General features: G+C 43.4%; 25 protein-coding genes and 1 pseudogene. 13 read left to right on the top strand and 13 right to left on the bottom strand.

Going from position 1 to position 20,836, the window contains the following annotated elements; translation table 11 throughout:
* The 3 genes and pseudogenes from PVE40_RS09600 to PVE40_RS09590 form a co-directional block, all read right to left on the bottom strand.
* Nucleotides 1-104, bottom strand: a pseudogene (locus PVE40_RS09600) (transposase); the annotation flags it as partial.
* A gap of 200 nt (nt 105-304) precedes the next feature.
* Complete coding sequence (locus PVE40_RS09595; RefSeq protein WP_274731700.1) at nt 305-532, bottom strand: hypothetical protein; 228 nt, start codon at nt 530-532, stop codon at nt 305-307.
* Nucleotides 532-738: a hypothetical protein gene (locus PVE40_RS09590; RefSeq protein ID WP_274731699.1), complete on the bottom strand. Its 207-nt coding sequence runs from the start codon at nt 736-738 to the stop codon at nt 532-534. Before PVE40_RS09590 ends, PVE40_RS09595 begins: the two co-directional genes overlap by 1 nt.
* A gap of 252 nt (nt 739-990) precedes the next feature.
* On the opposite strand from PVE40_RS09590, the gene PVE40_RS09585 reads away from it, so the two are divergent.
* Both PVE40_RS09585 and PVE40_RS09580 read left to right on the top strand, forming a co-directional pair.
* The gene (locus PVE40_RS09585; protein ID WP_274731698.1) at nt 991-1,866 is read left to right on the top strand and encodes an aldo/keto reductase; all 876 of its coding nucleotides are present in this window, start codon (nt 991-993) and stop codon (nt 1,864-1,866) included.
* An 18-nt stretch (nt 1,867-1,884) separates the two neighbouring features.
* Nucleotides 1,885-2,535, top strand: a complete 651-nt coding sequence (locus PVE40_RS09580) for an SDR family oxidoreductase (RefSeq protein WP_274731696.1) — start codon at nt 1,885-1,887, stop codon at nt 2,533-2,535.
* Between the two features lie 72 nt (nt 2,536-2,607).
* On the opposite strand, the gene PVE40_RS09575 is transcribed toward PVE40_RS09580, so the two are convergent.
* Nucleotides 2,608-2,946: a DUF6054 family protein gene (locus tag PVE40_RS09575; protein WP_274731695.1), complete on the bottom strand. Its 339-nt coding sequence runs from the start codon at nt 2,944-2,946 to the stop codon at nt 2,608-2,610.
* Nucleotides 2,947-3,054: 108 nt separating this feature from the next.
* Between PVE40_RS09575 and PVE40_RS09570 the strand changes: the two genes are divergently transcribed.
* Nucleotides 3,055-3,321 (top strand): hypothetical protein, encoded by a 267-nt coding sequence (locus PVE40_RS09570; protein ID WP_274731694.1) that lies wholly within the window; start codon nt 3,055-3,057, stop codon nt 3,319-3,321.
* 20 nt (nt 3,322-3,341) lie between these two features.
* Nucleotides 3,342-3,611: a hypothetical protein gene (locus PVE40_RS09565; RefSeq protein ID WP_274731693.1), complete on the top strand. Its 270-nt coding sequence runs from the start codon at nt 3,342-3,344 to the stop codon at nt 3,609-3,611.
* A gap of 196 nt (nt 3,612-3,807) precedes the next feature.
* Here the strand turns inward: PVE40_RS09565 and PVE40_RS09560 are convergent, their stop codons facing one another.
* Nucleotides 3,808-4,098, bottom strand: a complete 291-nt coding sequence (locus PVE40_RS09560) for a hypothetical protein (protein ID WP_274731692.1) — start codon at nt 4,096-4,098, stop codon at nt 3,808-3,810.
* Nucleotides 4,099-4,340: 242 nt separating this feature from the next.
* On the opposite strand from PVE40_RS09560, the gene PVE40_RS09555 reads away from it, so the two are divergent.
* Nucleotides 4,341-4,691 (top strand): hypothetical protein, encoded by a 351-nt coding sequence (locus tag PVE40_RS09555; protein ID WP_274731691.1) that lies wholly within the window; start codon nt 4,341-4,343, stop codon nt 4,689-4,691.
* Nucleotides 4,692-4,789: 98 nt separating this feature from the next.
* Here PVE40_RS09555 and PVE40_RS09550 read toward each other — a convergent pair whose 3' ends face one another.
* From PVE40_RS09550 to PVE40_RS09540, 3 genes are all read right to left on the bottom strand, one after another.
* Complete coding sequence (locus PVE40_RS09550) at nt 4,790-4,966, bottom strand: hypothetical protein (protein WP_274731689.1); 177 nt, start codon at nt 4,964-4,966, stop codon at nt 4,790-4,792.
* The gene (locus PVE40_RS09545) at nt 4,956-5,414 is read right to left on the bottom strand and encodes an ASCH domain-containing protein (RefSeq protein WP_274731688.1); all 459 of its coding nucleotides are present in this window, start codon (nt 5,412-5,414) and stop codon (nt 4,956-4,958) included. The genes PVE40_RS09550 and PVE40_RS09545 overlap by 11 nt, the downstream gene beginning before the upstream one ends.
* Before the next feature lie 338 nt (nt 5,415-5,752).
* On the bottom strand, nt 5,753-6,292 hold the full coding sequence (locus PVE40_RS09540; RefSeq protein WP_274731687.1) for a hypothetical protein: 540 nt from the start codon (nt 6,290-6,292) through the stop codon (nt 5,753-5,755).
* A gap of 488 nt (nt 6,293-6,780) precedes the next feature.
* On the opposite strand from PVE40_RS09540, the gene PVE40_RS09535 reads away from it, so the two are divergent.
* Nucleotides 6,781-9,438: a cation-translocating P-type ATPase gene (locus PVE40_RS09535; RefSeq protein WP_274731701.1), complete on the top strand. Its 2,658-nt coding sequence runs from the start codon at nt 6,781-6,783 to the stop codon at nt 9,436-9,438.
* 44 nt (nt 9,439-9,482) lie between these two features.
* Here PVE40_RS09535 and PVE40_RS09530 read toward each other — a convergent pair whose 3' ends face one another.
* Together PVE40_RS09530 and PVE40_RS09525 are read right to left on the bottom strand one after the other, a co-directional pair.
* Complete coding sequence (locus tag PVE40_RS09530; RefSeq protein WP_274731686.1) at nt 9,483-10,526, bottom strand: oxidoreductase; 1,044 nt, start codon at nt 10,524-10,526, stop codon at nt 9,483-9,485.
* Between the two features lie 95 nt (nt 10,527-10,621).
* Nucleotides 10,622-10,915 carry a hypothetical protein gene (locus tag PVE40_RS09525; RefSeq protein ID WP_274731685.1) on the bottom strand — a complete coding sequence of 98 codons (294 nt, stop codon included), beginning with the start codon at nt 10,913-10,915 and terminating at the stop codon, nt 10,622-10,624.
* 154 nt (nt 10,916-11,069) lie between these two features.
* Here PVE40_RS09525 and PVE40_RS09520 point away from each other — a divergent pair, with 154 nt between their 5' ends.
* Nucleotides 11,070-11,963, top strand: coding sequence for an SDR family oxidoreductase (locus PVE40_RS09520; RefSeq protein ID WP_274731684.1), 894 nt, complete (start codon nt 11,070-11,072; stop codon nt 11,961-11,963).
* Between the two features lie 51 nt (nt 11,964-12,014).
* Here the strand turns inward: PVE40_RS09520 and mgsA are convergent, their stop codons facing one another.
* The 3 genes from mgsA to PVE40_RS09505 all read right to left on the bottom strand — a co-directional run bounded on the left by mgsA (nt 12,015) and on the right by PVE40_RS09505 (nt 13,841).
* A complete protein-coding gene (mgsA, locus tag PVE40_RS09515; protein WP_274731683.1) occupies nt 12,015-12,443 on the bottom strand; it encodes a methylglyoxal synthase in 429 nt (142 codons plus the stop codon).
* Between the two features lie 381 nt (nt 12,444-12,824).
* Nucleotides 12,825-13,259: a hypothetical protein gene (locus tag PVE40_RS09510; protein WP_274731682.1), complete on the bottom strand. Its 435-nt coding sequence runs from the start codon at nt 13,257-13,259 to the stop codon at nt 12,825-12,827.
* A gap of 15 nt (nt 13,260-13,274) precedes the next feature.
* Nucleotides 13,275-13,841 (bottom strand): general stress protein, encoded by a 567-nt coding sequence (locus tag PVE40_RS09505; protein WP_274731681.1) that lies wholly within the window; start codon nt 13,839-13,841, stop codon nt 13,275-13,277.
* A gap of 120 nt (nt 13,842-13,961) precedes the next feature.
* On the opposite strand from PVE40_RS09505, the gene PVE40_RS09500 reads away from it, so the two are divergent.
* From PVE40_RS09500 to mscL, 6 genes are all read left to right on the top strand, one after another.
* On the top strand, nt 13,962-14,909 hold the full coding sequence (locus PVE40_RS09500) for an ABC transporter ATP-binding protein (protein WP_274731680.1): 948 nt from the start codon (nt 13,962-13,964) through the stop codon (nt 14,907-14,909).
* On the top strand, nt 14,906-16,417 hold the full coding sequence (locus PVE40_RS09495; protein ID WP_274731679.1) for an ABC transporter permease/substrate-binding protein: 1,512 nt from the start codon (nt 14,906-14,908) through the stop codon (nt 16,415-16,417). The genes PVE40_RS09500 and PVE40_RS09495 overlap by 4 nt, the downstream gene beginning before the upstream one ends.
* Nucleotides 16,418-17,047: 630 nt before the next feature.
* Nucleotides 17,048-17,866, top strand: coding sequence for a glutamate 5-kinase (gene proB, locus PVE40_RS09490; RefSeq protein ID WP_274731678.1), 819 nt, complete (start codon nt 17,048-17,050; stop codon nt 17,864-17,866).
* A gap of 13 nt (nt 17,867-17,879) precedes the next feature.
* On the top strand, nt 17,880-19,142 hold the full coding sequence (locus tag PVE40_RS09485) for a glutamate-5-semialdehyde dehydrogenase (RefSeq protein WP_420828528.1): 1,263 nt from the start codon (nt 17,880-17,882) through the stop codon (nt 19,140-19,142).
* Nucleotides 19,143-19,238: 96 nt separating this feature from the next.
* The gene (locus tag PVE40_RS09480; RefSeq protein WP_274731675.1) at nt 19,239-20,366 is read left to right on the top strand and encodes an NAD(P)/FAD-dependent oxidoreductase; all 1,128 of its coding nucleotides are present in this window, start codon (nt 19,239-19,241) and stop codon (nt 20,364-20,366) included.
* Nucleotides 20,359-20,754: a large conductance mechanosensitive channel protein MscL gene (gene mscL, locus PVE40_RS09475; RefSeq protein ID WP_274731674.1), complete on the top strand. Its 396-nt coding sequence runs from the start codon at nt 20,359-20,361 to the stop codon at nt 20,752-20,754. The genes PVE40_RS09480 and mscL overlap by 8 nt, the downstream gene beginning before the upstream one ends.
* Nucleotides 20,755-20,836: the final 82 nt, after the last annotated feature.

Below are 20,836 nucleotides of genomic sequence, written 5' to 3'. Positions count from 1 at the left end.
CTTTCCACCAAGTCGTTCACGGCAAAAGCGACATCATTTTTCTGTAATTTAAATTCCAAATCTAGAGGCAAAATCACTTGGTTTATAGTATACTGTTTGTACATAAAGAACACCCCCTGAAATTAGTTTGTCGTTACTCTAATTTTACCAGAGGGTGTTCTTTTTGTATTTAAAAATCTTTGCGAAAAGTAAAAAAGTTCCACACCCTTTAGTCGTTCGATGGTGTGGAACTTTTTAGGATTGGGGACTTTTGTCCCAGCCCCATTATTCGTTCCAGTTGCCATAGCCGTTGCAGCTTTAGCTGTCATTCATTACTAGGTCGGCGATTTTTCACACCACTTGCATGTCTTGCCATCGAAAAAAGAGAAACTAAAGCTAATACAAACAACACAACCATTCTTCTTTTTACATTCGTAACATCATCTGTCATGAATGCTGGTATCAATATAGGCAACATGACCGCAATCCAAATAAATAATTCCATTTTTATTTCTCGTTTCATTGTTCTCTCCTTCCCGTTAGATTCATTCATTACCAAATCCTTCCAAACAACATGCTATAAAGGATGATATAAATAATAAAAACGGAGAAAACAGCTCCTAACACAATATAAATCCAGCCCATCCTTTTATTTTTCTTTCTAATTTTAATTCCACTACCAATCAGTAGAAAACCTAATACTAAAACTAGCAACATTCCAGCCAGGAATGGTCCTCTATTATCAAATATATACTCCACTCTTTCAACTCCTACCCTCTTTAAGCCCTTAAAGAACCTTTCCAAAAAGTCTAACATTCTTGTTATAGACCGTCAAACAAGCTAAATACTGTATCCAAACTCTTAAATATCGTACACTTAGAAAAATGATTCAATTTTATCCTCACAGGCAAACTTGTCGTTCCTTTCGTTTCCGTTGCAATACTGAACCCTGGTACCCTTCTATCTGTTACTCTGCTACGTCGTAAACAAAGATTAAAAGGAGGAACTGCGATGATTTTAAACGAAACGTACTCTTTATTAAATGGTGTTCAAATTCCAAAACTAGGTTTAGGGACTTGGATGATTGAGAATGAGGCAGTGGTTCAAGTTGTAAAAGATGCGATTGAGTTAGGCTACCGTCATATCGATACAGCTGCTGGTTATCAAAATGAAGAAGGCGTAGGTCGCGGGATTAAGGAGTCAGGTGTGAATCGCGAAGACCTTTTCGTTACATCGAAGGTAGAGGCTCATATTAAAGACTACGACGATGCTGTCAAAGTCATCAATGAATCCTTAGAACGTTTAGATATTGGCTATATCGATCTCATGCTGATTCATAGTCCGCAGCCTTGGCATGATTACCGAGGCGAAGATCTTTACTTCGAAGGCAACCTTGCAACCTGGCGTGCTTTTGAAGAAGCCTACGAGGCCGGAAAGTTCCGGGCAATCGGTGTTTCAAATTTTGAACAAGTGGACTTAGAGAACCTGATTCAAAATGGGAAAGTCAAACCCATGGTAAACCAAATCTTAGCCCACATCACAAACATTCCCACTGATCTCATTGCATTTTGCCAGAGCCAAGATATCGTTGTTGAAGCTTATTCACCAATCGCACATGGCGCTATTCTCGACCACCCTGTCGTTCGAGAAACCGCTGAAAAGTACGGTGTTTCGGCCGCCCAGCTATGTATCCGGTATGTTCTGGAACTTGGTACGGTCGCTCTGCCGAAATCTTCCAAAAAGAATCATATTCAAAGTAACGCGGAGATGGACTTTACCATTTCGGAAGAAGATATGACCACGCTAGCCAACTTGCCGCTCATCGAAACGTACGGTGAGGATGAAGACATGCCGATTTATAAATACCAGTTTAAAGATAAGGAATGATTTGAAAGGAGTTTCCAAATGAACGTATTTGTTGTAGGTGCCAATGGAAAAGTTGCGCGCCACTTTGCTGATTTTGTTAAAGATGATTCTACTATTCGGGAAGTTGCGATGATTCGTAAAGCCGAACAAGCTGATTTCTTCGAAGAACGAGGGATTGAAACCGTCCTTTTAGACTTGGTAAAAAATTCAATAGAAGAAATAGCGGAAGCTATGAGAGGTGTAGACGCAGTTATTTTTAGTGCGGGCGCTGGTGGTAGCGGACTCGAAAAAACCATTTTGATTGATTTAGACGGAGCCATTAAAGCCATGACCGCGGCAGAACAAGCGGGCATCAAACGGTTTATCATGGTCAGCACCTTCCGCACAGGCCGGGAGGAAATGGCGCGAGAACATGAGCTGCAAATCTATACCATCGCCAAAAATTATGCGGACGAATGGTTGAAGAATCGCACGAATTTAGATTGGACCATCGTTCATCCAGGCATTTTGATTAACGTTCCTGGTACGGGTCGCATTAAAGTCGGTATGGGTCACGATATTAACGAAATACCGCGCCAAGATGTCGCTCAAACGCTCGTTTCCGTGTTACGTAATGACAACACGGTTAAAAAAGAATTCGAAGTTCTGGCTGGAGACAGTGATGTTGAAGAAGCCGTTCGTCGTTTGTAAGATGGCTTGAAAAACTGCACTCTATAAAAAAATGATTCTCCGATCCTAACCTGGATTCGGAGAATCATTTTTTTACAGCTGATAATCATCAATCACACTTCGAACCGTATCCAAAAACGTTTCTTCACTTAATGTATTCACCTTAAAGAAGACTGCTTGGCTGCCACCAGAAGTAATGGCACTCAACTTCACCTGCCCTTCAGCTTCTAAAAGAGTAAGATTCAAACTCACACGGTTCCCGCCAAAAAAACTATACCGCTCATACACGCGAACTGCGCAGCGACAATTCCCTACAAAAAAGTCCGAACCATCTTCCATACTCGCCGAAAAACTGCCTCCCAGAATGGTGTCCTCCATATCCTGAAGAATCATATCAAAATCGCCATATAAATCGCACTCCACTTTTGCCATCTCATTTCGCTCCTTCTTCCATTACACGTCTGTCTATTGACCGTAGACGATGAGCATATGTTATAATTTTCTCAATCATGCCACTTTAATTTTTAAGGAGGAACACAAATGAAACCGCATTCTGAAAAACTGCCTATTGGACTTGAAAAGTACTACATTGGATTTAACGTTTTATTCTTCGGCATCTTTTTATGGCTTGTCTTTTTTAGGAATTTATCCATATTATTGACAATAATTGCTCTTATTTTTTATTTACTTGTAGAGTTATGTTTCATCAATCAAGCGGTCTACGGGAAGAAAGAGTGGCTTTATGCGGTAATCGTTCAGCTGTTCATCCTTGCCGTACCACTTAGTTTCTATTTTAAGACTTTCTGACATCGACAAGGAGGAGTTTTATGTTTGATCGTTTTGGCATATTACCTGAAGAATATCATAATTCCTATCTATTCAAATTTTTTATTCCCCTGTTCAGTGCCTTTCTTTTGATTATTTGGTTTGATTTTCTTAACCTTTACACTCTCTTGATTCTCGGTGCAGGATTTATCATCGGAGAGTTTTATTTCGCCAAAAAAATCACTACCAGCAAAGTAGGGATTGTTGTGGAGGATATCACTTATCTTCTCTCTATTGCATTCTATCTGGCTATCCATCTTCACTATCGGTAATGAAAAAATAGATTAATCTATTAAAAAATCCGATCCCATCACGTGTGGGATCGGATTTTTATTTTTCAGACTACATTTGATTCCTGAACTTTATGAATCCATAGATACATAGTCCAACTAGAAATTGAAAAGGGATAAGAAGGAACTCTAGTGATTCTAGTTACCTACTAAAGAGATACGTTTTAACGGACCTTTTTTATTTTTTTACTCCATCAAATCTCAGTCTGCCTGTAGGTAAAATAACGTCTTCCCTTTGAGTAACATTCACTACCCGGAGAATCCCCCTCAAAATTCCAAGTACATATCCCATGAAAAGTCCTAAGCTTACGCCAATGAGCAACAGCCACTGCGGTGAAAGGTTGAAGATAGAAGGTGTGTTCTGAGAAATTAAATACCCTCCCCCAAAACCAATTGCTATTACTAATCCAATAATAATAGCTCGTTTCCATACTGATTCAAGCATCAATTCCTTAATTTTTTTCTCCATGTTGATCAATCCCTCCGCTAAAATTAACATTCTGGTATCCATCGCATTGATGAAGATATCAATCACTTCACTAATCGAAAGTTTTCTTTTTTCCAGGATATTTAGAAGTTCATCTCCATTTCCTTAAGTCGATCTATGAGAGACCAAAAACCACACTCCTTAAGATTTGTCCAAATTTTATGTTAATCGTTTTTCGCTCTTTTGCTTCGGTTATACTGTAAGCAAAGAGAGGTGGGATCATGATGAGTTTGACCATGATTTTGATGCCTGTTTCAGGGCTTTTATTTTTGGGGCTAGTCATACTGAATGTCTTCACTTGGAGACAACAACCTACTCCCTATCAAGGATCAAGGACATCCTTTAGCGCTGTGATTGTTAACTGGCTATTCTATCTATTTGGCGTATATTTGTTGTTGCCTACTGTGATAGCAGACTTTCTCTTTACTTTTATCTGGATCATTCTCCTACTTGGTGCGGGATTCTGGACAATCAGGGAGTTTCGCAATAATCGCTGCTTTGCATTGCTTCTTGGTACACTCACTGTTTTCAGTACTCTTTTTGTTATACTGTTACATGGAATCGCTCAAATGTAAGACCTCCACTTTCCAAATGTTGGAGTCTTTCTTCACACCAAAAAACGTAGGTAAAATCGTCCAACGCCGATTCTACTTACGTTTTTAATAGAGCCCTCTTATATCTTCCCCGCTTGATCGGGGATGCTATTCTTCCACTTTTGTTCTCTGTCTTCGTAACTCATAGCAGATAAGAACTCTTCCGATACGATCCCTTGATACGTGGTTCTCCAACTATCTACTTGTACTTTCGCGATGGACGCTGCATCGGCTAGAATTGCTTTCCTAATTTCCATCGTTCATCTCCGGGAAAATCCGTTCAAATTCTTCACAAACAACTTTCGAGTCAGGCTGGAAAGAGATGCCCCCCTCTTGATAAGCTTTTTCGAAAAATTCGATATGGACTCTCCGCCAATACGCAAGGGAACGGTCGCCTTCTCCTTCTTTGAATGCATGGCTTTCGGTTACTTCTTTGAAAGGAACCACATAAACTTTTGTCGTGCGGGTGATACAGATGGCATTGTCTTGCCCGTCTAAAATCACATTGAACTCTCCAACTTCCGGCAAAGGTTCGTTTTCGATTCCATATAACTCGTAACCGGAAGCCGTGGCGGTTTTTGTCCCGTTTAAGGTTAAGGTCGCCAGTTCATCTGGGGCTGCGCCGTAACTCCAAGATTCGTAAGTCTGATTTTGGTACTGGGGATACTGTTCTATAAAATTGTTCCACAATTTCGAAGCTTCCACTTTACTACCTTCCTTCACTCAATCTCCAGAGAATAGGACACCCCTGCCATCTGGAGAAACATCGTCAATTGATTTTTTATTCTGCGGTTGAATTCGGTCTTTTGTTCCTCGTAACATCATGAGCCAAAAACACTTTCGCTTCCTTCTTTTGGAGGTATGTCAATTTTCATTTATTTCCTCCTCCGTTTTCATAAAGGTGACTGCGTCCTTGGATCTGTCATATATACAGGAATTGAATGGTTATTCAATGAACGATTCAAAGTCACCAAGCGCACTCTCATAGAATACCTAATTTTTATGTATGGTTGTTTGGATTGTGGTTCTGCATAGATGTAAATTTATTCAGCCATACCTTGCCAAATGTCCAACTTCCAGATGTTCTCCTGCTTTTTTAAGGTATATAAGGTGGCGTTTGTTCGAAGGCCATAGGTTATTTGTATTTCTGCGGTCACGCTGTCTTCTGTTTTATTTTCATCTTGTATCTTTATTTCGTCATAGAATCGGTAATCTAAGGTCGCGTCTGCCTCTTGTTGGGACCATCCTTTTGTATAATATGTTTCTCGGAAAAGGTCAAGATATGGGAGAGTTCCGTCATTATAAGTGAGGGCGCGAATCGCTTCTACGTCATCGATTACTACAGAGTGCAGATAAATAACTATAATTTTTTCAGGTGCGAACGCTTCCAGAGCCTGAATATTTTTTTCCTTAAAAAAGCGTTCGTAAGCTGTTTTTTCAGCTTTCGTCAACGCATCCAGATAAGAAAAAACTTGCTTCTCTGTTTCTTGTCCGACTGCTTCTACCGTTCCTTCGCTCTTCTTGCAACTGGTTAAACTAATCAAGGTTCCGGTTAACATAAATAATTGCGCCCATTTTTTCATGGATTTACTCTCCTCATTCGTCATTATGTCTATTATCTACTTTTATTAAAGGGTTTACAATCTCAAAAAAAGCTAGATTCGTCGTAATCGGGAAGCTTAGAAAAATTTTTTTGCTCATATCCATATTTTTACTTGCAATTTTGTGACACATCCTTTATATTATGAAAGAACTTAATACGTGGCCCGTGAGGGAGTAACTAGCAGCTACAGCTGTAGCAAGTACCAACAATAAGTTGACGAAAGTCATCTGGACTTGCCTTAAATAGTGAGACTTATGCCCATTCATCCATTTCAGGATGAGTGCGTGCATGAGTCTCTTTTTTTATTCCCCAATTAGCCAAGTGGAGGTGTCTACGGCGGAACCGTAAACAGAAGTAAAATAAAAATTAAACAATAAAAACTAATAAAAAAGGGAAGATTGATAAATGGAAAAACAGAATGTACACAAAAAAATAAAAACTCGTAACCACCATGCCCCACAACCACCGATGCCAGAAAAAGAAAATCGTCTTGCTACTTATCAAAAGTCATTAACAAAAATTTTAGCGGATTTGAGTAGTTCCCCGCAAGGTCTGGCTGATCAGGAAGCTCAAGCACGTTTAGCTACACATGGCTATAACGAGTTGCAGGCGAAGGAAAAAGATTCGTTCGTCAAACTGTTTCTCGACACCTTTAAGGATGCGATGGTACTGGTCCTTCTGGTTGTTGCCTCCATTCAAATGGTAATGGGTCATGCGGTAGAGTCACTTATTATTTTTGCAGTGTTGTTGGTAAACTCTATCGTGAGTGTTGTTCAAACGAGGAAGGCAGAAAGTTCCTTGGATGCACTAAAACAACTCTCCGCTCCAGAAGCGAAAGTCATCCGTAATGGATTGAAAACCACAATCCCTGCTCGTGAGCTTGTCCCTGGGGACGTGGTACTTCTAGAAGCAGGTGACCATGTACCAGCTGATGGACGTTTGTTAGAAGAAGGTTCCTTGAAAGTCGATGAGGGAATGCTGACTGGGGAATCCGATCCTGTTGAGAAAGAGGTAATGGACATTAGTGGTGCTGTGCCGGTTGGTGACCGTATCAATATGGTGCATAGCGGTTCCCTCGTTGTATATGGACGCGGCACTTATGTAGTGACAGAAACTGCGAATGACACAGAAATTGGTCAGGTCGCGAATTTGCTAAACAGTGCTGAATCCCAGCAAACGCCGTTACAACGGAACCTGGATCATTTCAGTAAAAGACTGGGATTGGGAATCCTCGCTTTGTCCGTTGTGATTTTGGGGATCCAAGTAGCTCGTATTTTCTTAGAAGGTTCGCAAGCAGTCGGACCTGCTCTTCTGCAAGCCTTTATGTTTGCCGTCGCGGTTGCGGTCGCAGCTATTCCAGAAGCCTTGCAGTCGATTGTAACGATTGTCTTGTCGTTAGGAACTAAAAAAATGGCGAAAAAGAATGCCGTGATCCGTAAATTGCCGGCAGTAGAGACACTAGGCTCAACGAGCATCATCGCAACCGACAAAACAGGTACACTGACGCAAAACAAAATGACTGTCGTGGATTATTACTTGCCGAATGGTTCGACCGGTTCCTTTAACGCAGATCCTGCTACTTGGTCTACGGACGAAAGTCGTTTCGTACAAATTGCTGTTCTAGCAAATGATGCAAGCATTACAAAAGATGGAAAAGAAATTGGAGATCCTACTGAAGTGGCTCTCGTTTCCTTCAGTAATCAGGTCAACCAATCGTTTGAAACACTGCGCGACATGTTCCAGCGTGAAGCAGAACTACCCTTTGACTCTGACCGAAAGCTGATGTCTACCGTCCACACCATTGACGGACAACGCTTGATGCTGACAAAAGGTGGACCAGACGTTGTCTTCAACCGCAGCTCCCATATTCTTATAGACGGAGAAGTGCTGCCGCTCAACGAAGAGCGATTAGCTGAGCTTCAAAATCAAAATGAAGCTTTCTCTAAACGTGCACTTCGTGTTCTGGCAATGGCCTACAAGCCATTGAAGGATCAAGAAGAACTATCCTTTGCTACAGAAGAAGACCTTATCGTAGTTGGATTGATGGCGATGATTGACCCGCCACGCGAAGCTGTTTATGATGCCGTTGCTTCAGCAAAAAGTGCGGGAATCAAGACCCTCATGATTACCGGTGACCATAAAACGACCGCACAAGCCATCGCCACAGACATTGGGATTGCTGAAGAAGGTGATATCGCCCTGACTGGTAGCGAGTTGGATAACTTAAGCGAGCGCGAACTAGATTTGATTCTGGAAAAAGTATCCGTCTACGCACGTGTTTCACCAGAAAATAAAATCCGTATCGTACGCGCATGGCAGAACAAAGGACATGTTTCCGCGATGACAGGAGACGGTGTCAATGACGCCCCCGCCTTGAAGCAATCGGATATTGGGATCGCCATGGGAAGCGGAACCGACGTCGCAAAAGATGCTGCAGCTATGGTCTTAACCGATGATAACTTTGTCTCCATCGTACAAGCTGTTGAAGTTGGACGAAACGTTTATGCCAACATCAAAAAAGCGGTCGCTTATTTGTTTGCCGGTAACCTCGGTGCGATTATTGCCATCGTGTTTGCGTTAATCATGAATTGGGTTAGCCCCTTCACAGCAATTCAGCTTCTCTTCATCAACTTAGTGAACGATTCCTTCCCAGCGATTGCTCTCGGAATGGAAAAAGGCGAGCCAGATGTGATGAAGCGGAAGCCTCGTAATCCAAAGGAAGGAATTTTCTCTGGAGAAACCTTCGTGTCCGTTCTCTACCGTGGTATTTTAATCGCAGCAGCTGTTATTCTGGCTCAGTTTATTGGTTCCCAATCTTCGCCAGAAATGGGTATAGCGATGGCATTCTCGACGTTGATTCTCTCTCGTACCTTGCAAAGTTTCCCAGCACGTTCTAATTCCCAAACCGCTGTTCAAGCTGGATTCTTCTCGAACAAAGCGATTCTTTGGGCAGTAGCCTTGTCTGGAACCTTGTACGGACTCACACTCTTGCCTGCTGTACGTGGTATTTTCTCCATTCCAGGAAGCTTTGGTTGGTCGCAACTCCTGATCTCTCTGGGATTGGCAATCGGAGCCGTCCTCTTCATGGAAGCAACCAAACTTATCTTGGCGAAAAAACAAGCCTAACCTATTAAAAACTGGAAGCACCCGTAACGGGCACTTCCAGTTTTTTAGTCTTTGAAAGAAACGATTTTAGGGTTCGGGCTATTAAAAGCCTCCTCTAAAATTCTCATTGTTGTCAGAATGTCTTCATCGGAGACTAACTTATCTTCCCCATTCACAATAGCCTCGTACATGAAATCGTATACTTGGCCGTAGTCACCTAATACAGTTGGAACCGTCTCTTCCTGTCGCGTTCCATTCTCATCGTCATAGGCGACTCGCCCGTAGGATTCAACCGGATCTAGTCCAAATCCTTCATCGCCTGGCATCATCCCTGCTTTCAAATGGTCTTCTTGCTGGTCAATTCCATACTTCAAGAAGCTCCCTTTCTTCCCATGCAGAATAAATTTCGGCGTAGGAACCTTTACTAGGTGGCTCATTTTCAAAATAATCTTCAAATTTCCGTAAAACAGCTGTACTTCAAATGCGTCGTCTGGATTACGTTTGTTGCGTAGCGTCCGAATATCATAGGTGACGGAGTCGGGTACGCCAAAGAGGGAAATTACCTGATCCAACATATGGACACCTAGCCCATAAAAGGCTCCATCATAGTATTCACCGGGTGCATCCGAGTCTTCTGGGCGATCACGGTCGAAATGCGATTCGATTTCAACCAGTTCTCCTAGCCAATCGTTCGCCAGTACTTCCTTCACCGTCAAGAAGTCACTGTCAAAGCGGCGATTCTGGAAGGGCATGCAAACGAGTCCCTTTTTCTTAGCCAGCTTTAGCAATTCTTCAGCTTCTACTAGGTTCGTTACGAACGGCTTTTCTACGAGCACATGCTTTCCCTTCTCGAGGCAACGTTTCGCAAATTCGTAGTGGCTTGCAGGTGGTGTAGTAATGGAAACAAACTGAATTTCTGGGTCATCCAGTAATTCGTCCAACTGGTCAGTGAAATAAATCTCACTTCCTTGATACTCCTCTTCCCATTCCGGTTTGCGCCGACGATTATAAATGGTTTTTACACGCATATTCTCGCGAATCAAAAGGTACGGCAAATGGTACCGGTTCGTACTTTTACCAAATCCTATAAAGCCCATCGTTACTGTCACTCTTACCCACTCCCTTATCGTAATTCTGTCCCTATCTTGATTATACCTTATAAACAAAAAAATAATCATCTTCACTCGCATACGCCAGAAGATGACTATCTAGAAAGTTTAGTTAGAAAACAAAGAAACGACGGAGAAAACAAGGAACCTTCATCGCTCACACGTAAAACCTGCCCTGTTTCTTGATCCACAAAGCTGCGATCTGGGTGCACTTTGGTAAATGGAACTACCTTTAAGAACAAGTGATTGAATCCTCCAGCAACTAAAAATACAAACCCTGCCCCAAGCGTTCTTACAATCGGGATGATCGGCTCTAATATAGCTAAGGTAACAAAGCCTAGCACAAGCGATAGAACCGTAAAAATTCCCTTTCCACTCCACACAATCATAAAGGCAACTCCTTTCAAGTTTTCTATATTATAGCAAAACCACCTATTTTTGAGAAAAAGGAACCTTTGGAAAATGCGTTTCAATAGCGTTTCATTTTTTCTCTTGTTATCCTAATAGATGTAAGAACAAAACCAATAGAGGAGATGAGTTTTTATGGGAAACCCAAATTTAGTCGACCCACGTAAACTATATTACACAGAGAAGTTTCCGGAACAAGAACAGAATACTCCAGCATTACAGAATGAAATGATGCCGAAGCCGGATTGTGGAGAAGAATCGTACAAGGGATATAACCGTCTAGAAGGACGCAATGCCTTGGTTACAGGAGGCGATTCAGGAATCGGCCGTGCCGCTGCGATTGCTTATGCCCGTGAAGGTGCTAATGTGGCGATTCACTTCTTCCCTGGTGAAGAAGAGGATGCCAATGAAGTGAAAGCATTGATTGAAAAGGAAGGCAGAAAAGCTTTACTGCTCCCTTATGACTTGCGCGAAGATGGTGCTGCTACAGAAATCGTGGAAAAAACCGTAGAAGCATTTGGCGCTCTGGACATCTTGGTACTCAATGCCGCCCAACAAATTGCCCAACCTTCCCTAAGCGACTTAACCATCAAGCAAGTGGAAGATACATTTAAGGTAAATATTATCAGTATGTTTGAAACTGTGAAGGCTGCAGAAAACTATCTAGAACCTGGAAGCGCGATTGTGACCACCACCTCAGTACAATCCTTCGATCCAAGCGAACCATTAATGGATTACGCAGCGACAAATGGTGCCGTAAGCAACTTCACGGTCTCTCTATCGGCCTACTTTGCTGAAAAAGGAGTGCGCGTGAACGGGGTTGCACCGGGACCAATTTGGACACCGCTCCAACTGGATAACGGAAAACTAGACGGACAAATTCCTACTTTTGGACAAAACAGCCCACTCGGACGTGCGGGCCAACCAGTAGAACTTGCGCCTGTTTATGTGTTGCTCGCATCAAATGAAGCAAGCTACATCACTGGTCAAATCTACGGTGTTACTGGCGGAAAACCAATTGATTTATAAACACAGAAGAACTCTAGCCACTCTTAACAGAGTGACTAGAGTTCTTTTTCATTAGTATCCAGGAGTTAAATCGTCTTTTTCCTCTGTATTGTAGAAACGGCGCCAGTCTAAGTAACCAGCATCCATTCCGCGAAGCAATACTTCGGCAGTACCAATATTCGTTGCTAACGCAATTTCGTACACATCACTCAAACGAATCAATGCAGTTACGTCTGGTTCATGCGGCATGGCAGCCAGTGGGTCACGCAGGAAGATGACGAGATCCATTTCATTTTGGGAAATCAGCGCACCAATTTGTTGGTCACCACCGAGAGGACCGGATTTGAAACGGTGAATCTCTAGACCCGTTGCTTCCTGGATGCGAAGTCCAGTTGTACCAGTTGCATATAATTCATGCTTTTCTAAAACCGGCTGATAGGCCGTACAAAGTCGAATCATCAAATCTTTTTTACGATCATGGGCGATTAATGCAATTTTCATTAAGAAACTCCTCCTACCTTTTGCTACATTCAGTATACCATTTCCACCCAAGAGCGTGTAGGAAGGAATATTTCTAAAAAACATTACAAACCTTTCATAATTTCTTCATAATTAGCGGTTATTATAATAGTAAGCCAATCACAAACAATCTTTTTATTCTTTGCTCCTCCAAGTAAAGAACAACTCCTTTGAAAAAGCAGCCTCCGAGTGGGGCTGCTTTTTTTGCTATGGAGGAGGTAAAAAGGGTAGCTCAGAATTTTTTCAGCTCTGAACTACCCACTTTTCCATTAAAGAGGGTAGCTCAGAATTATTTTTTCTCTGAGCTACCCATTTTCCGATCATTGTGGGTAGCTCAGGAAATTTTTTTCCCTGTACTCCCTTTTATCGTCTTCTCTTCCGAGTTGGTTGTCCAATTCGTAGGCTTGGCAAGAGCGTGAACCCTGCTACCAAGGGGAGAATTTCATTTGCTCCTAAAATTCCGATCAATCGAACGAGTAGATAGGGCATTTTCGAGAAATCAACCGTCCGCATCAATGGCCACGCAAGGGAGAAGAAGAGCGATGGCAGTAAAATAACGACGAAAAGAGAAAAGTCTTGCACTCTGAAGTCACTCCAGATGAGCAAGAGAGATAAATAGAGTCCCGTTAGAAATGGAATCAAAAAGTAAATCCAAGTAACGAGGATGACGCCTTCTCTTCCAGATGAGAGACGCCACAAGACTTGCTCATTCAAATAGGTGCGGCCCCATATCAATAGAACTAACCCAGCTAGCCAAACTATTTTCGTAATCCATGTAGAAGGGTCGTTCCTTCTCATAAACTCCACCTACTTTCATTCTGTATGGGAATCATGATCATGTAAGTTCCCTTCATCTACCACTTCTGGCGCAATCCCGCTGTCTATAACGGAGTCTGACCCTGTTGACATGATGACGTTCGAACGCATCGCGTCGGTCGCATCTAGTAGGGACGTTGGATCCGGCTCAACCACTTCTTCTTGATTCGCTGGTTCTTCCTCTTGAATCCGCTCGTGTTTCAGTCCGTCCACCAAAACTACTACACAGCCGCGGTCCAAATTGTCTTGATACGCATAGAGTGGATCATCATCGGTACGGTAATCGGGTGTGTGCGGTGTATTCGTATGACGTTCCACAGAAAAAGTACCGGCTACTCTCTCCCAAATCGTTTCTTCCTCGCTTGGTTCTGCTTCACTCATTACTTCTTCTTCCGTGCTGAAGGAAACATCGGTACGGTTGGCATACTGCGGCACATAATCTTCCCTCGTTACCAACGTAATCTCTTCATTCGTAAATCCCTTCTCCTTCAAGTAACGAATCACGTCCACTACCTCGTTCAACGTGTCATAACAACCCAATACATGGCGATTTTTATGTGTCATAGGAAATCCTCCTTCTTTTTATGCTTCTCCTTTTATTATACCGTGTTTCGGATGGGTGCCAAAATAATAGCTGTTTTTATATTTTCTGTTATGATAAAAATAAAGGTCTAGGAGGCTCCTATGATTCAATTTACCGATGTATCCAAAGAGTACACACCTGGTCAGCCAGTTGTTTCTGGGATTAACTTACAAATTAACGATGGTGAGTTTTTCGTATTAATCGGACCTAGTGGTAGCGGAAAAACGACTACTCTCAAAATGATTAATCGGCTGATTCCTTTAACCTCTGGCTGGATTGAAGTCAACGGGAAACCCATTAGCGACTTTAACTTACAGGAATTACGTTGGAATATGGGCTATGTTCTCCAACAAATCGCCCTCTTTCCCAATATGACCGTGGAGGAGAACATCCTAGTCGTTCCGGAAATGAAAAAGTGGCCCAAAGAAAAAATGCGCGAGCGAGTAACGGAATTACTTACGACCGTTGGGCTTGATCCAGAGCAGTACCGGAATCGGGAAATTTCTGCTCTGTCTGGTGGAGAACAGCAACGGATCGGGGTCATCCGGGCTTTAGCGGCAGATCCTGACATTATTTTGATGGATGAACCGTTCAGCGCGCTGGATCCCATTAGCCGCCATCAACTGCGGAAAGATGTTACCGAATTACAGCGGAAGTTGCAAAAAACGATTGTTTTTGTTACCCACGATATGCAAGAAGCAATACAGTTAGGAGACCGAATCTGCTTAATGAACCATGGGAAAATCGAACAGATTGGCACACCTCAAGAAATCCTGGAGCAGCCGAAGAATGATTTTGTGCGGGAATTTCTTCAAACAGGGCTGCCAAACTACAAGGAAGCAGTCAAAATCAGGCACTTAGTGGAAGCGGGCTTTAGTCAAGAAGCGACATCTGGTTCCTCTCCCATTCTATCCATGGAGGAATCGGTGGAAACGTTGGTTCAACTTCTCTCGCAGCGTCCCATTGTCTCGATTCAAGGTGCTGGTGAAGTGACGCAGCAAGGGCTACTCGCTTACTTGGCACAAGAAGGATTAGAGGTGGCACAATGAATACACTCCTTCAAACCTTCCAAGAACGCAGTGGTGACTTAGGAACAGCTTTCGTTGAACACATTCAACTTTCCATGATTGCTCTGTTAATTGCGATTGTCATTGCCGTTCCATTAGGCATTTTCCTCACCAATCACAAAAAAATCGCTAGTCCGATTATCCAAGTAACGGCTGTCTTTCAAACCATTCCTTCTCTGGCGATTTTGGGACTCTTGATTCCGTTGGTAGGTATCGGTACGGTTCCTGCTATTATTGCCTTAGTCGTCTATGCACTGCTACCGATTCTGCGGAACACCTATACCGGCCTTTCAGAAATCGATCCTGCCTTACTAGAAGCAGCAGATGCCATGGGAATGAATCGGCAGCGGAAACTAATGAAAGTACAGCTTCCCCTCGCTATGCCCATCATTATCGCAGGTATTCGAACAGCGATGGTGATGATTATTGGAACCGCGACAATTGCAGCTCTGATTGGTGCTGGCGGATTGGGCAGCCTCATCTTACTGGGAATCGACCGCGGAAATAATACCCTGATTCTTTTGGGTGCCATTCCATCTGCCTTGTTAGCCATCTTATTTGATGGTTTCATCGGTCTTTTGCAACGTATCTCTGTAAAAAAATCCGCCTTTATTTTAGGCGCGACCGCACTCGCAATGATCTCATTGATTCTGGTGCCCTTCCTGCTAGAGGAAGACGATCTAACTGCCGCAGGAAAACTTGGAACGGAACCTGAAATTTTGATGAACATCTACAAGCTGCTGATTGAAGAGCATTCTGACCTGACAGTTGCGGTGGAGCCAAACTTTGGCAAAACAACATTTGTATTCAATGCGCTTCGTTCTGGTCAGGTAGACCTTTACCCCGAATTCACTGGTACTGTTCTCTCTACGTTCTTGAACGAAGATTTAGCTAATTTAGATGAGGAAACGGTCTATCAGCAAGCTAAGGACGGGTTGGCAACGGAGTATGACTTGACCTTGCTCGAACCGATGGACTTCAATAATACCTATGTACTAGCTGTGACAAAAGAGTTGGCGGAGGAATATGAATTAGAAACGATTTCTGACCTGGCGGGGATTACGAATGATATTCAGGCGGGATTCACGTTGGAATTTAGCGACCGACAAGACGGCTACCTAGGAATTCAAGAAGTATACGGCATTTCATTCCCAAACCTAAGCACCATGGAGCCCCAACTTCGCTACGAAGCAATTGCCAATGGGGAGATAAACCTGATTGATGCTTATAGCACGGATAGTGAATTGGCACGGCATGAGTTAGTCGTTTTAGAAGACGACCTGCGTTTATTCCCACCCTACCAAGGTGCTCCCTTGTTGCGACAGGAAACATTGACCGAGTATCCCGAACTAGCAGGAATTCTCAATCAATTAGCTGGTCTCATCACCGATGATGAGATGCGCGAGATGAATTATCAAGTGGATGTTGGCGAAGAAACGCCGGAAAAAGTGGCTCGGCAGTATTTGATGGAAGCAGGCTTACTGGAATAAACCTAACAAAAAGAGAGACCCGACATGCGTTTTTTGAACGTTGTGGGTCTCTTTGTATGTCGTTAGCTGATTATTTCAAGGGTGCCCTTTACCCCAGGCGAGGGAGATGTTGGATCACACTGCCTTTCTACCGTAAACGGTCGTGACATCGCTGCTCCATTCTACGTTTATTCATGATAAACCCCACCTTTATAATGTCATTGATTCGGTCTGCATCTATGATCAGGCGGTTTCTTACGCCGTGGAAAGAAATGCGTATACCGGATAACAGGTACCTCTAAGGCATGGGCTGGGAAAGACTTCCGCAATAAGAGCCTTCTTTCATTTTGACCGTTCATACGCAATGCAGCTCCCTTCTCCACAAAAAAAGTGCACAAAAGAACTACTTTTGTGCACAGCTGATTTCATATCTTATTGTCGCAAGGGAGCATACTGCTAGGTAACCTGTTTGTTGTTGCTTCTGTACCGCCATACGATCGCCTCCTCATTTTTATTGAAATGAAAAAAGTGATTCCCCTGCTTACTTGTATTATAAAATGCTCGCTCACTTTCTGCAATGATTTATCCTTATCATTTGGGCAAATACATGGTAGTATAGGCAATAACCTATTGTGAAAAAGAGGAATGATCATGGAACGTAATAGAGAGCGAATCTTGACGAGCAAACGGATTGTTGTCAAGATTGGCACGAGCTCATTGATGAAGGCAGACGGAACAGTAAACTACCAACAATTCGACCGCCTGGCATATGTACTGAGCTCATTAAATAAAGCAGGTAAAGAAATCGTGTTGGTTTCTTCAGGGGCAATCGGTGTTGGTATGGACAAACTATTTCTTTCGGAGCGACCGAAGACGATTCGCGGGCAGCAAGCCGTTGCAGCAGTCGGACAAAGTGAAATGATGAATCTATACAGCAGATTCTTCTCCCACTACAACCAAACCGTTGGACAAGTATTGTTAACACGGGACGTTGTGGAATTCCCGGAGAGCCAGAAAAACGTAACGAATACCTTTGAGACACTGATCAGCATGGGAATTATCCCGGTCGTGAACGAAAACGATACGGTTGCTGTTGATGAACTGGAACATGAGACAAAATTTGGTGATAACGATCAGCTTTCTGCCATCGTTGCAGTGATTACAAAAGCTGATTTATTAATTATGCTCTCGGATGTAGAAGGATTTTTTGACAAGAACCCGACCAAACATGCGGACGCTACCTTGTATCAAGTCCTCCATGAAGTCGGTGAAGAAGAAATGGCACGTGCGGGTGGAGAAGGATCGTCTTTTGGGACAGGCGGTATGCAGACCAAGCTGAAAGCAGCGAGTCACCTACTGGCTCACCAACAAAGTATGGTATTGGCTAAATCGGAGGACCCAAACATTTTATTTGAAATTTTAGCTGGAAAAGAAATCGGCACCTACTTCACCCCTCGTCAAGATGTTTAAGGAGGAACGAATGATGAATCCATTGTTAGTTGAAATGGGACAACAAGCAAAGAAAGCAGCGAATTTGCTGCGTAAAACAAAAACAAACCAAAAAAACCAAGCGCTCCTTGCGATGGAGCAAGCTCTATACGAGCAAGAGACAGCAATTCTTGCTGCTAATGCAACCGATATTGAGAACGCAAAAGAAAAAGGATTGGCTACACCGATGATTGAGCGCTTGACGCTCTCGCCTGAGCGCATAAAAGGCATGGCAGACAGCATCCGCCAAATCGCACAGCTCCCTGATCCAGTAGGACAAATTGAAGAGATGAACACATCTCCAGATGGACTACTGATTGGGAAGCAACGGGTTCCTTTAGGCGTGATTGGAATCATCTATGAGTCCCGTCCAAACGTTACCGCGGACGCGGCAGCGCTCTGCTTCAAATCTGGGAATGCGGTTATTTTGCGCGGTGGAAAAGAAGCACTAGCTTCTAACCAAGCGATTCTAAAAGCCTTGCAAGCAGCACTTGTTTCGGTAAACTTGCCAAAAGAAACCATCCAATTAATTACCGATCCTTCCCGTGAGTTAGCAGGTGAATTCATGCGGATGAATGATTACTTGGATTGTCTGATTCCCCGTGGCGGTGCTGGTTTGATCCAGAACGTGATGCGGAACGCAACGGTACCGGTTATCGAAACGGGTGTTGGGAACTGTCATCTCTATGTCGACCAAACAGCTGACTTGGCGATGGCAACTCGTATTTTAGTAAATGCAAAATGCGACCACCCCTCTGTATGTAATGCGATCGAGAACTTATTAGTCCATGCAGCAGTAGCAGAAGAGTTCCTGCCTGTTTTTGCGGAAGCACTCGCACCATACCAAGTAGAAATTCGCGGCGATGAAGCAACACGGGCTATCTTGCCAAGCGCTGTTCCGGCAACAGAAGCAGACTACGACACGGAGTTTCTTGACTTCATCCTAGCTGTAAAAGTTGTTTCCGATTATGATGCAGCTATTGAACATATTGAAACGCATTCAACTGGTCATTCCGAAATTATTGTGACGGATGACTACCAAATTGCACAAAATTTCCTAGCAGATATTGATGCTGCAGCTGTTTACGTCAATGCTTCCTCTCGCTTTACAGATGGCGGATGTTTTGGTCTTGGTGGCGAAATTGGGATTAGTACGCAGAAATTGCACGCACGTGGGCCAATGGGACTGAAAGAATTAACTTCTTATAAATACATTGTCCTTGGAGAAGGCCAAATTCGCGGCACAACCGGGGAATAAATTGCAGTGACAAGTTCCATCTTCATGAGGAATTTGTCACTTCTTGCCTATTCGTTCTATAATAGAAGGAAGAAGAAGAAAAGGAGTACACACTGAATGACAGAATCAATCGCAATTATTGGCGGTGGGATTGTTGGCGCCACTGCTGCCTATTATCTCACTTGCGGCGGGCATGCTGTGACTGTATTTGACGAAGGGACCGGGCAAGCAACTTCGGCCGCAGCAGGAATCATTTGCCCTTGGTTATCGAAGCGGCGAAACAAGGCTTGGTACCGGTTGGCCGCTGGTGGAGCGGCATTTTATCAGCAGCTCATCGAAGATTTAGCCGCTGATGGCGCCTCTACCTCCTTCTACCGAAAATCGGGCGCTATTTTATTGAAGAAGAAGGCTGCATCAACCGAGGAGCAATATCAATTGGGCTTGAAAAGGCGGGAACAAGCTCCAGAAATTGGTGACTTGACCATTCTGGATCAAGAATCGCTGAGAGAATGGTTGCCTACCTTGCAGACCCAAGAACATGCACTTCATGTATCGGGTGGTGCACGCGTTGATGGGAGTGAGTTGGTTCGTTCATTATTAACATACGTAACCAAAAACGGAGGAACCGTGCGCCAAGAAGCTGTTACCCTCACCGAGCAATCCACTATTCAAACGAGTATAGAAGAACTACATTTTGACACCATCATCTTAGCTGTCGGAGCTTGGCTGCCTCAACTTCTCAAACCACTAGGATGGGAAGTGGATATTCGCGGTCAAAAAGGTCAACTCGTGGTCCTCCAAACAGATGACTATGAGAATGGTTCATTGCCGGTTGTTATGCCGGAAGGAGAAGTAGATGTTTTGCCGCTGGGTGAAGGAAAGGTCATTGTGGGCGCCAGCCATGAAAATGACAAAGGTTATGACCTCATCTTGGATCAAACGGTAACTGATTCGTTAATCAAACAAGGACAGCAATTATTCAAACGATTAGAAAATGCTATCCTCCTAGAAGAAAAAGTCGGCACCCGGGCTTATACGTCCGATTTCAGTCCGTTCTTCGGCGAATTACCGAACCACCCGCAACTCTTGGTCGCAAGCGGTCTGGGTTCGTCAGGACTCACGACAGGACCGTTTATTGGATACCAGCTCGCTCGTCTCGTGATGAAACAACCGCCAACCATAGCCGTGAATGACTATACACCAAGCCCATACTTAAAATGGAAAGGAAGTACATCCAATGATTAGAGAATTCAAAGAGTTTATTATGCGAGGAAATGTGTTAGATTTAGCCGTCGGGGTCATTATCGGTGCAGCGTTCTCAGGCATCGTTAATTCATTAGTGGAGGATTTAATCTCCCCTATTATTGTGGCACTAACTTCTCAAGCATCAATCGAAGACTTAGCAATAAAAGTCGGAACGGCCACGCTTCGTTATGGAAACTTTATCCAAGCCATTATTGACTTTGTAATTATTGCTCTCGTCCTCTTTCTAATTATTAAAGCCGCCAATACATTCAAACGGAAGAATCCAGAAATGGATGTCCAGGAAGTTGCGGCTGAGATCCCTGCTGCTGAACAATACTTGATGGAGATCCGCGACTTATTAGCTACTCAACAAAAAGAAGTAAAATAAGCACAAAAAACTTTATGAACGCTCCGCGTTCTATGCCATGACGGAAAATCACGTGCAGGAGTATAATAGGGATGGCAATACA

The organism is Jeotgalibaca caeni, assembly GCF_028863945.1.
In the GTDB taxonomy this organism is placed as follows: Bacteria; Bacillota; Bacilli; order Lactobacillales; family Aerococcaceae; genus Jeotgalibaca; species Jeotgalibaca caeni.
Note: the sequence above shows the minus strand (reverse complement) of the source record. Positions and strands in the feature narration are given on the sequence as shown.

Coding starts and splice junctions, on each gene's coding strand:
- PVE40_RS09595 (WP_274731700.1), bottom strand. CDS start 532: ATGAATGAATCTAACGGGAAGGAGAGAACAATGAAACGAGAAATAAAA.
- PVE40_RS09585 (WP_274731698.1), top strand. CDS start 991: ATGATTTTAAACGAAACGTACTCTTTATTAAATGGTGTTCAAATTCCA.
- PVE40_RS09580 (WP_274731696.1), top strand. CDS start 1,885: ATGAACGTATTTGTTGTAGGTGCCAATGGAAAAGTTGCGCGCCACTTT.
- PVE40_RS09575 (WP_274731695.1), bottom strand. CDS start 2,946: ATGGCAAAAGTGGAGTGCGATTTATATGGCGATTTTGATATGATTCTT.
- PVE40_RS09570 (WP_274731694.1), top strand. CDS start 3,055: ATGAAACCGCATTCTGAAAAACTGCCTATTGGACTTGAAAAGTACTAC.
- PVE40_RS09565 (WP_274731693.1), top strand. CDS start 3,342: ATGTTTGATCGTTTTGGCATATTACCTGAAGAATATCATAATTCCTAT.
- PVE40_RS09560 (WP_274731692.1), bottom strand. CDS start 4,098: ATGGAGAAAAAAATTAAGGAATTGATGCTTGAATCAGTATGGAAACGA.
- PVE40_RS09555 (WP_274731691.1), top strand. CDS start 4,341: ATGAGTTTGACCATGATTTTGATGCCTGTTTCAGGGCTTTTATTTTTG.
- PVE40_RS09550 (WP_274731689.1), bottom strand. CDS start 4,966: ATGGAAATTAGGAAAGCAATTCTAGCCGATGCAGCGTCCATCGCGAAA.
- PVE40_RS09540 (WP_274731687.1), bottom strand. CDS start 6,292: ATGAAAAAATGGGCGCAATTATTTATGTTAACCGGAACCTTGATTAGT.
- PVE40_RS09535 (WP_274731701.1), top strand. CDS start 6,781: ATGCCAGAAAAAGAAAATCGTCTTGCTACTTATCAAAAGTCATTAACA.
- PVE40_RS09525 (WP_274731685.1), bottom strand. CDS start 10,915: ATGATTGTGTGGAGTGGAAAGGGAATTTTTACGGTTCTATCGCTTGTG.
- PVE40_RS09520 (WP_274731684.1), top strand. CDS start 11,070: ATGGGAAACCCAAATTTAGTCGACCCACGTAAACTATATTACACAGAG.
- mgsA (WP_274731683.1), bottom strand. CDS start 12,443: ATGAAAATTGCATTAATCGCCCATGATCGTAAAAAAGATTTGATGATT.
- PVE40_RS09510 (WP_274731682.1), bottom strand. CDS start 13,259: ATGAGAAGGAACGACCCTTCTACATGGATTACGAAAATAGTTTGGCTA.
- PVE40_RS09505 (WP_274731681.1), bottom strand. CDS start 13,841: ATGACACATAAAAATCGCCATGTATTGGGTTGTTATGACACGTTGAAC.
- PVE40_RS09500 (WP_274731680.1), top strand. CDS start 13,962: ATGATTCAATTTACCGATGTATCCAAAGAGTACACACCTGGTCAGCCA.
- PVE40_RS09495 (WP_274731679.1), top strand. CDS start 14,906: ATGAATACACTCCTTCAAACCTTCCAAGAACGCAGTGGTGACTTAGGA.
- proB (WP_274731678.1), top strand. CDS start 17,048: ATGGAACGTAATAGAGAGCGAATCTTGACGAGCAAACGGATTGTTGTC.
- PVE40_RS09485 (WP_420828528.1), top strand. CDS start 17,880: ATGAATCCATTGTTAGTTGAAATGGGACAACAAGCAAAGAAAGCAGCG.
- PVE40_RS09480 (WP_274731675.1), top strand. CDS start 19,239: ATGACAGAATCAATCGCAATTATTGGCGGTGGGATTGTTGGCGCCACT.
- mscL (WP_274731674.1), top strand. CDS start 20,359: ATGATTAGAGAATTCAAAGAGTTTATTATGCGAGGAAATGTGTTAGAT.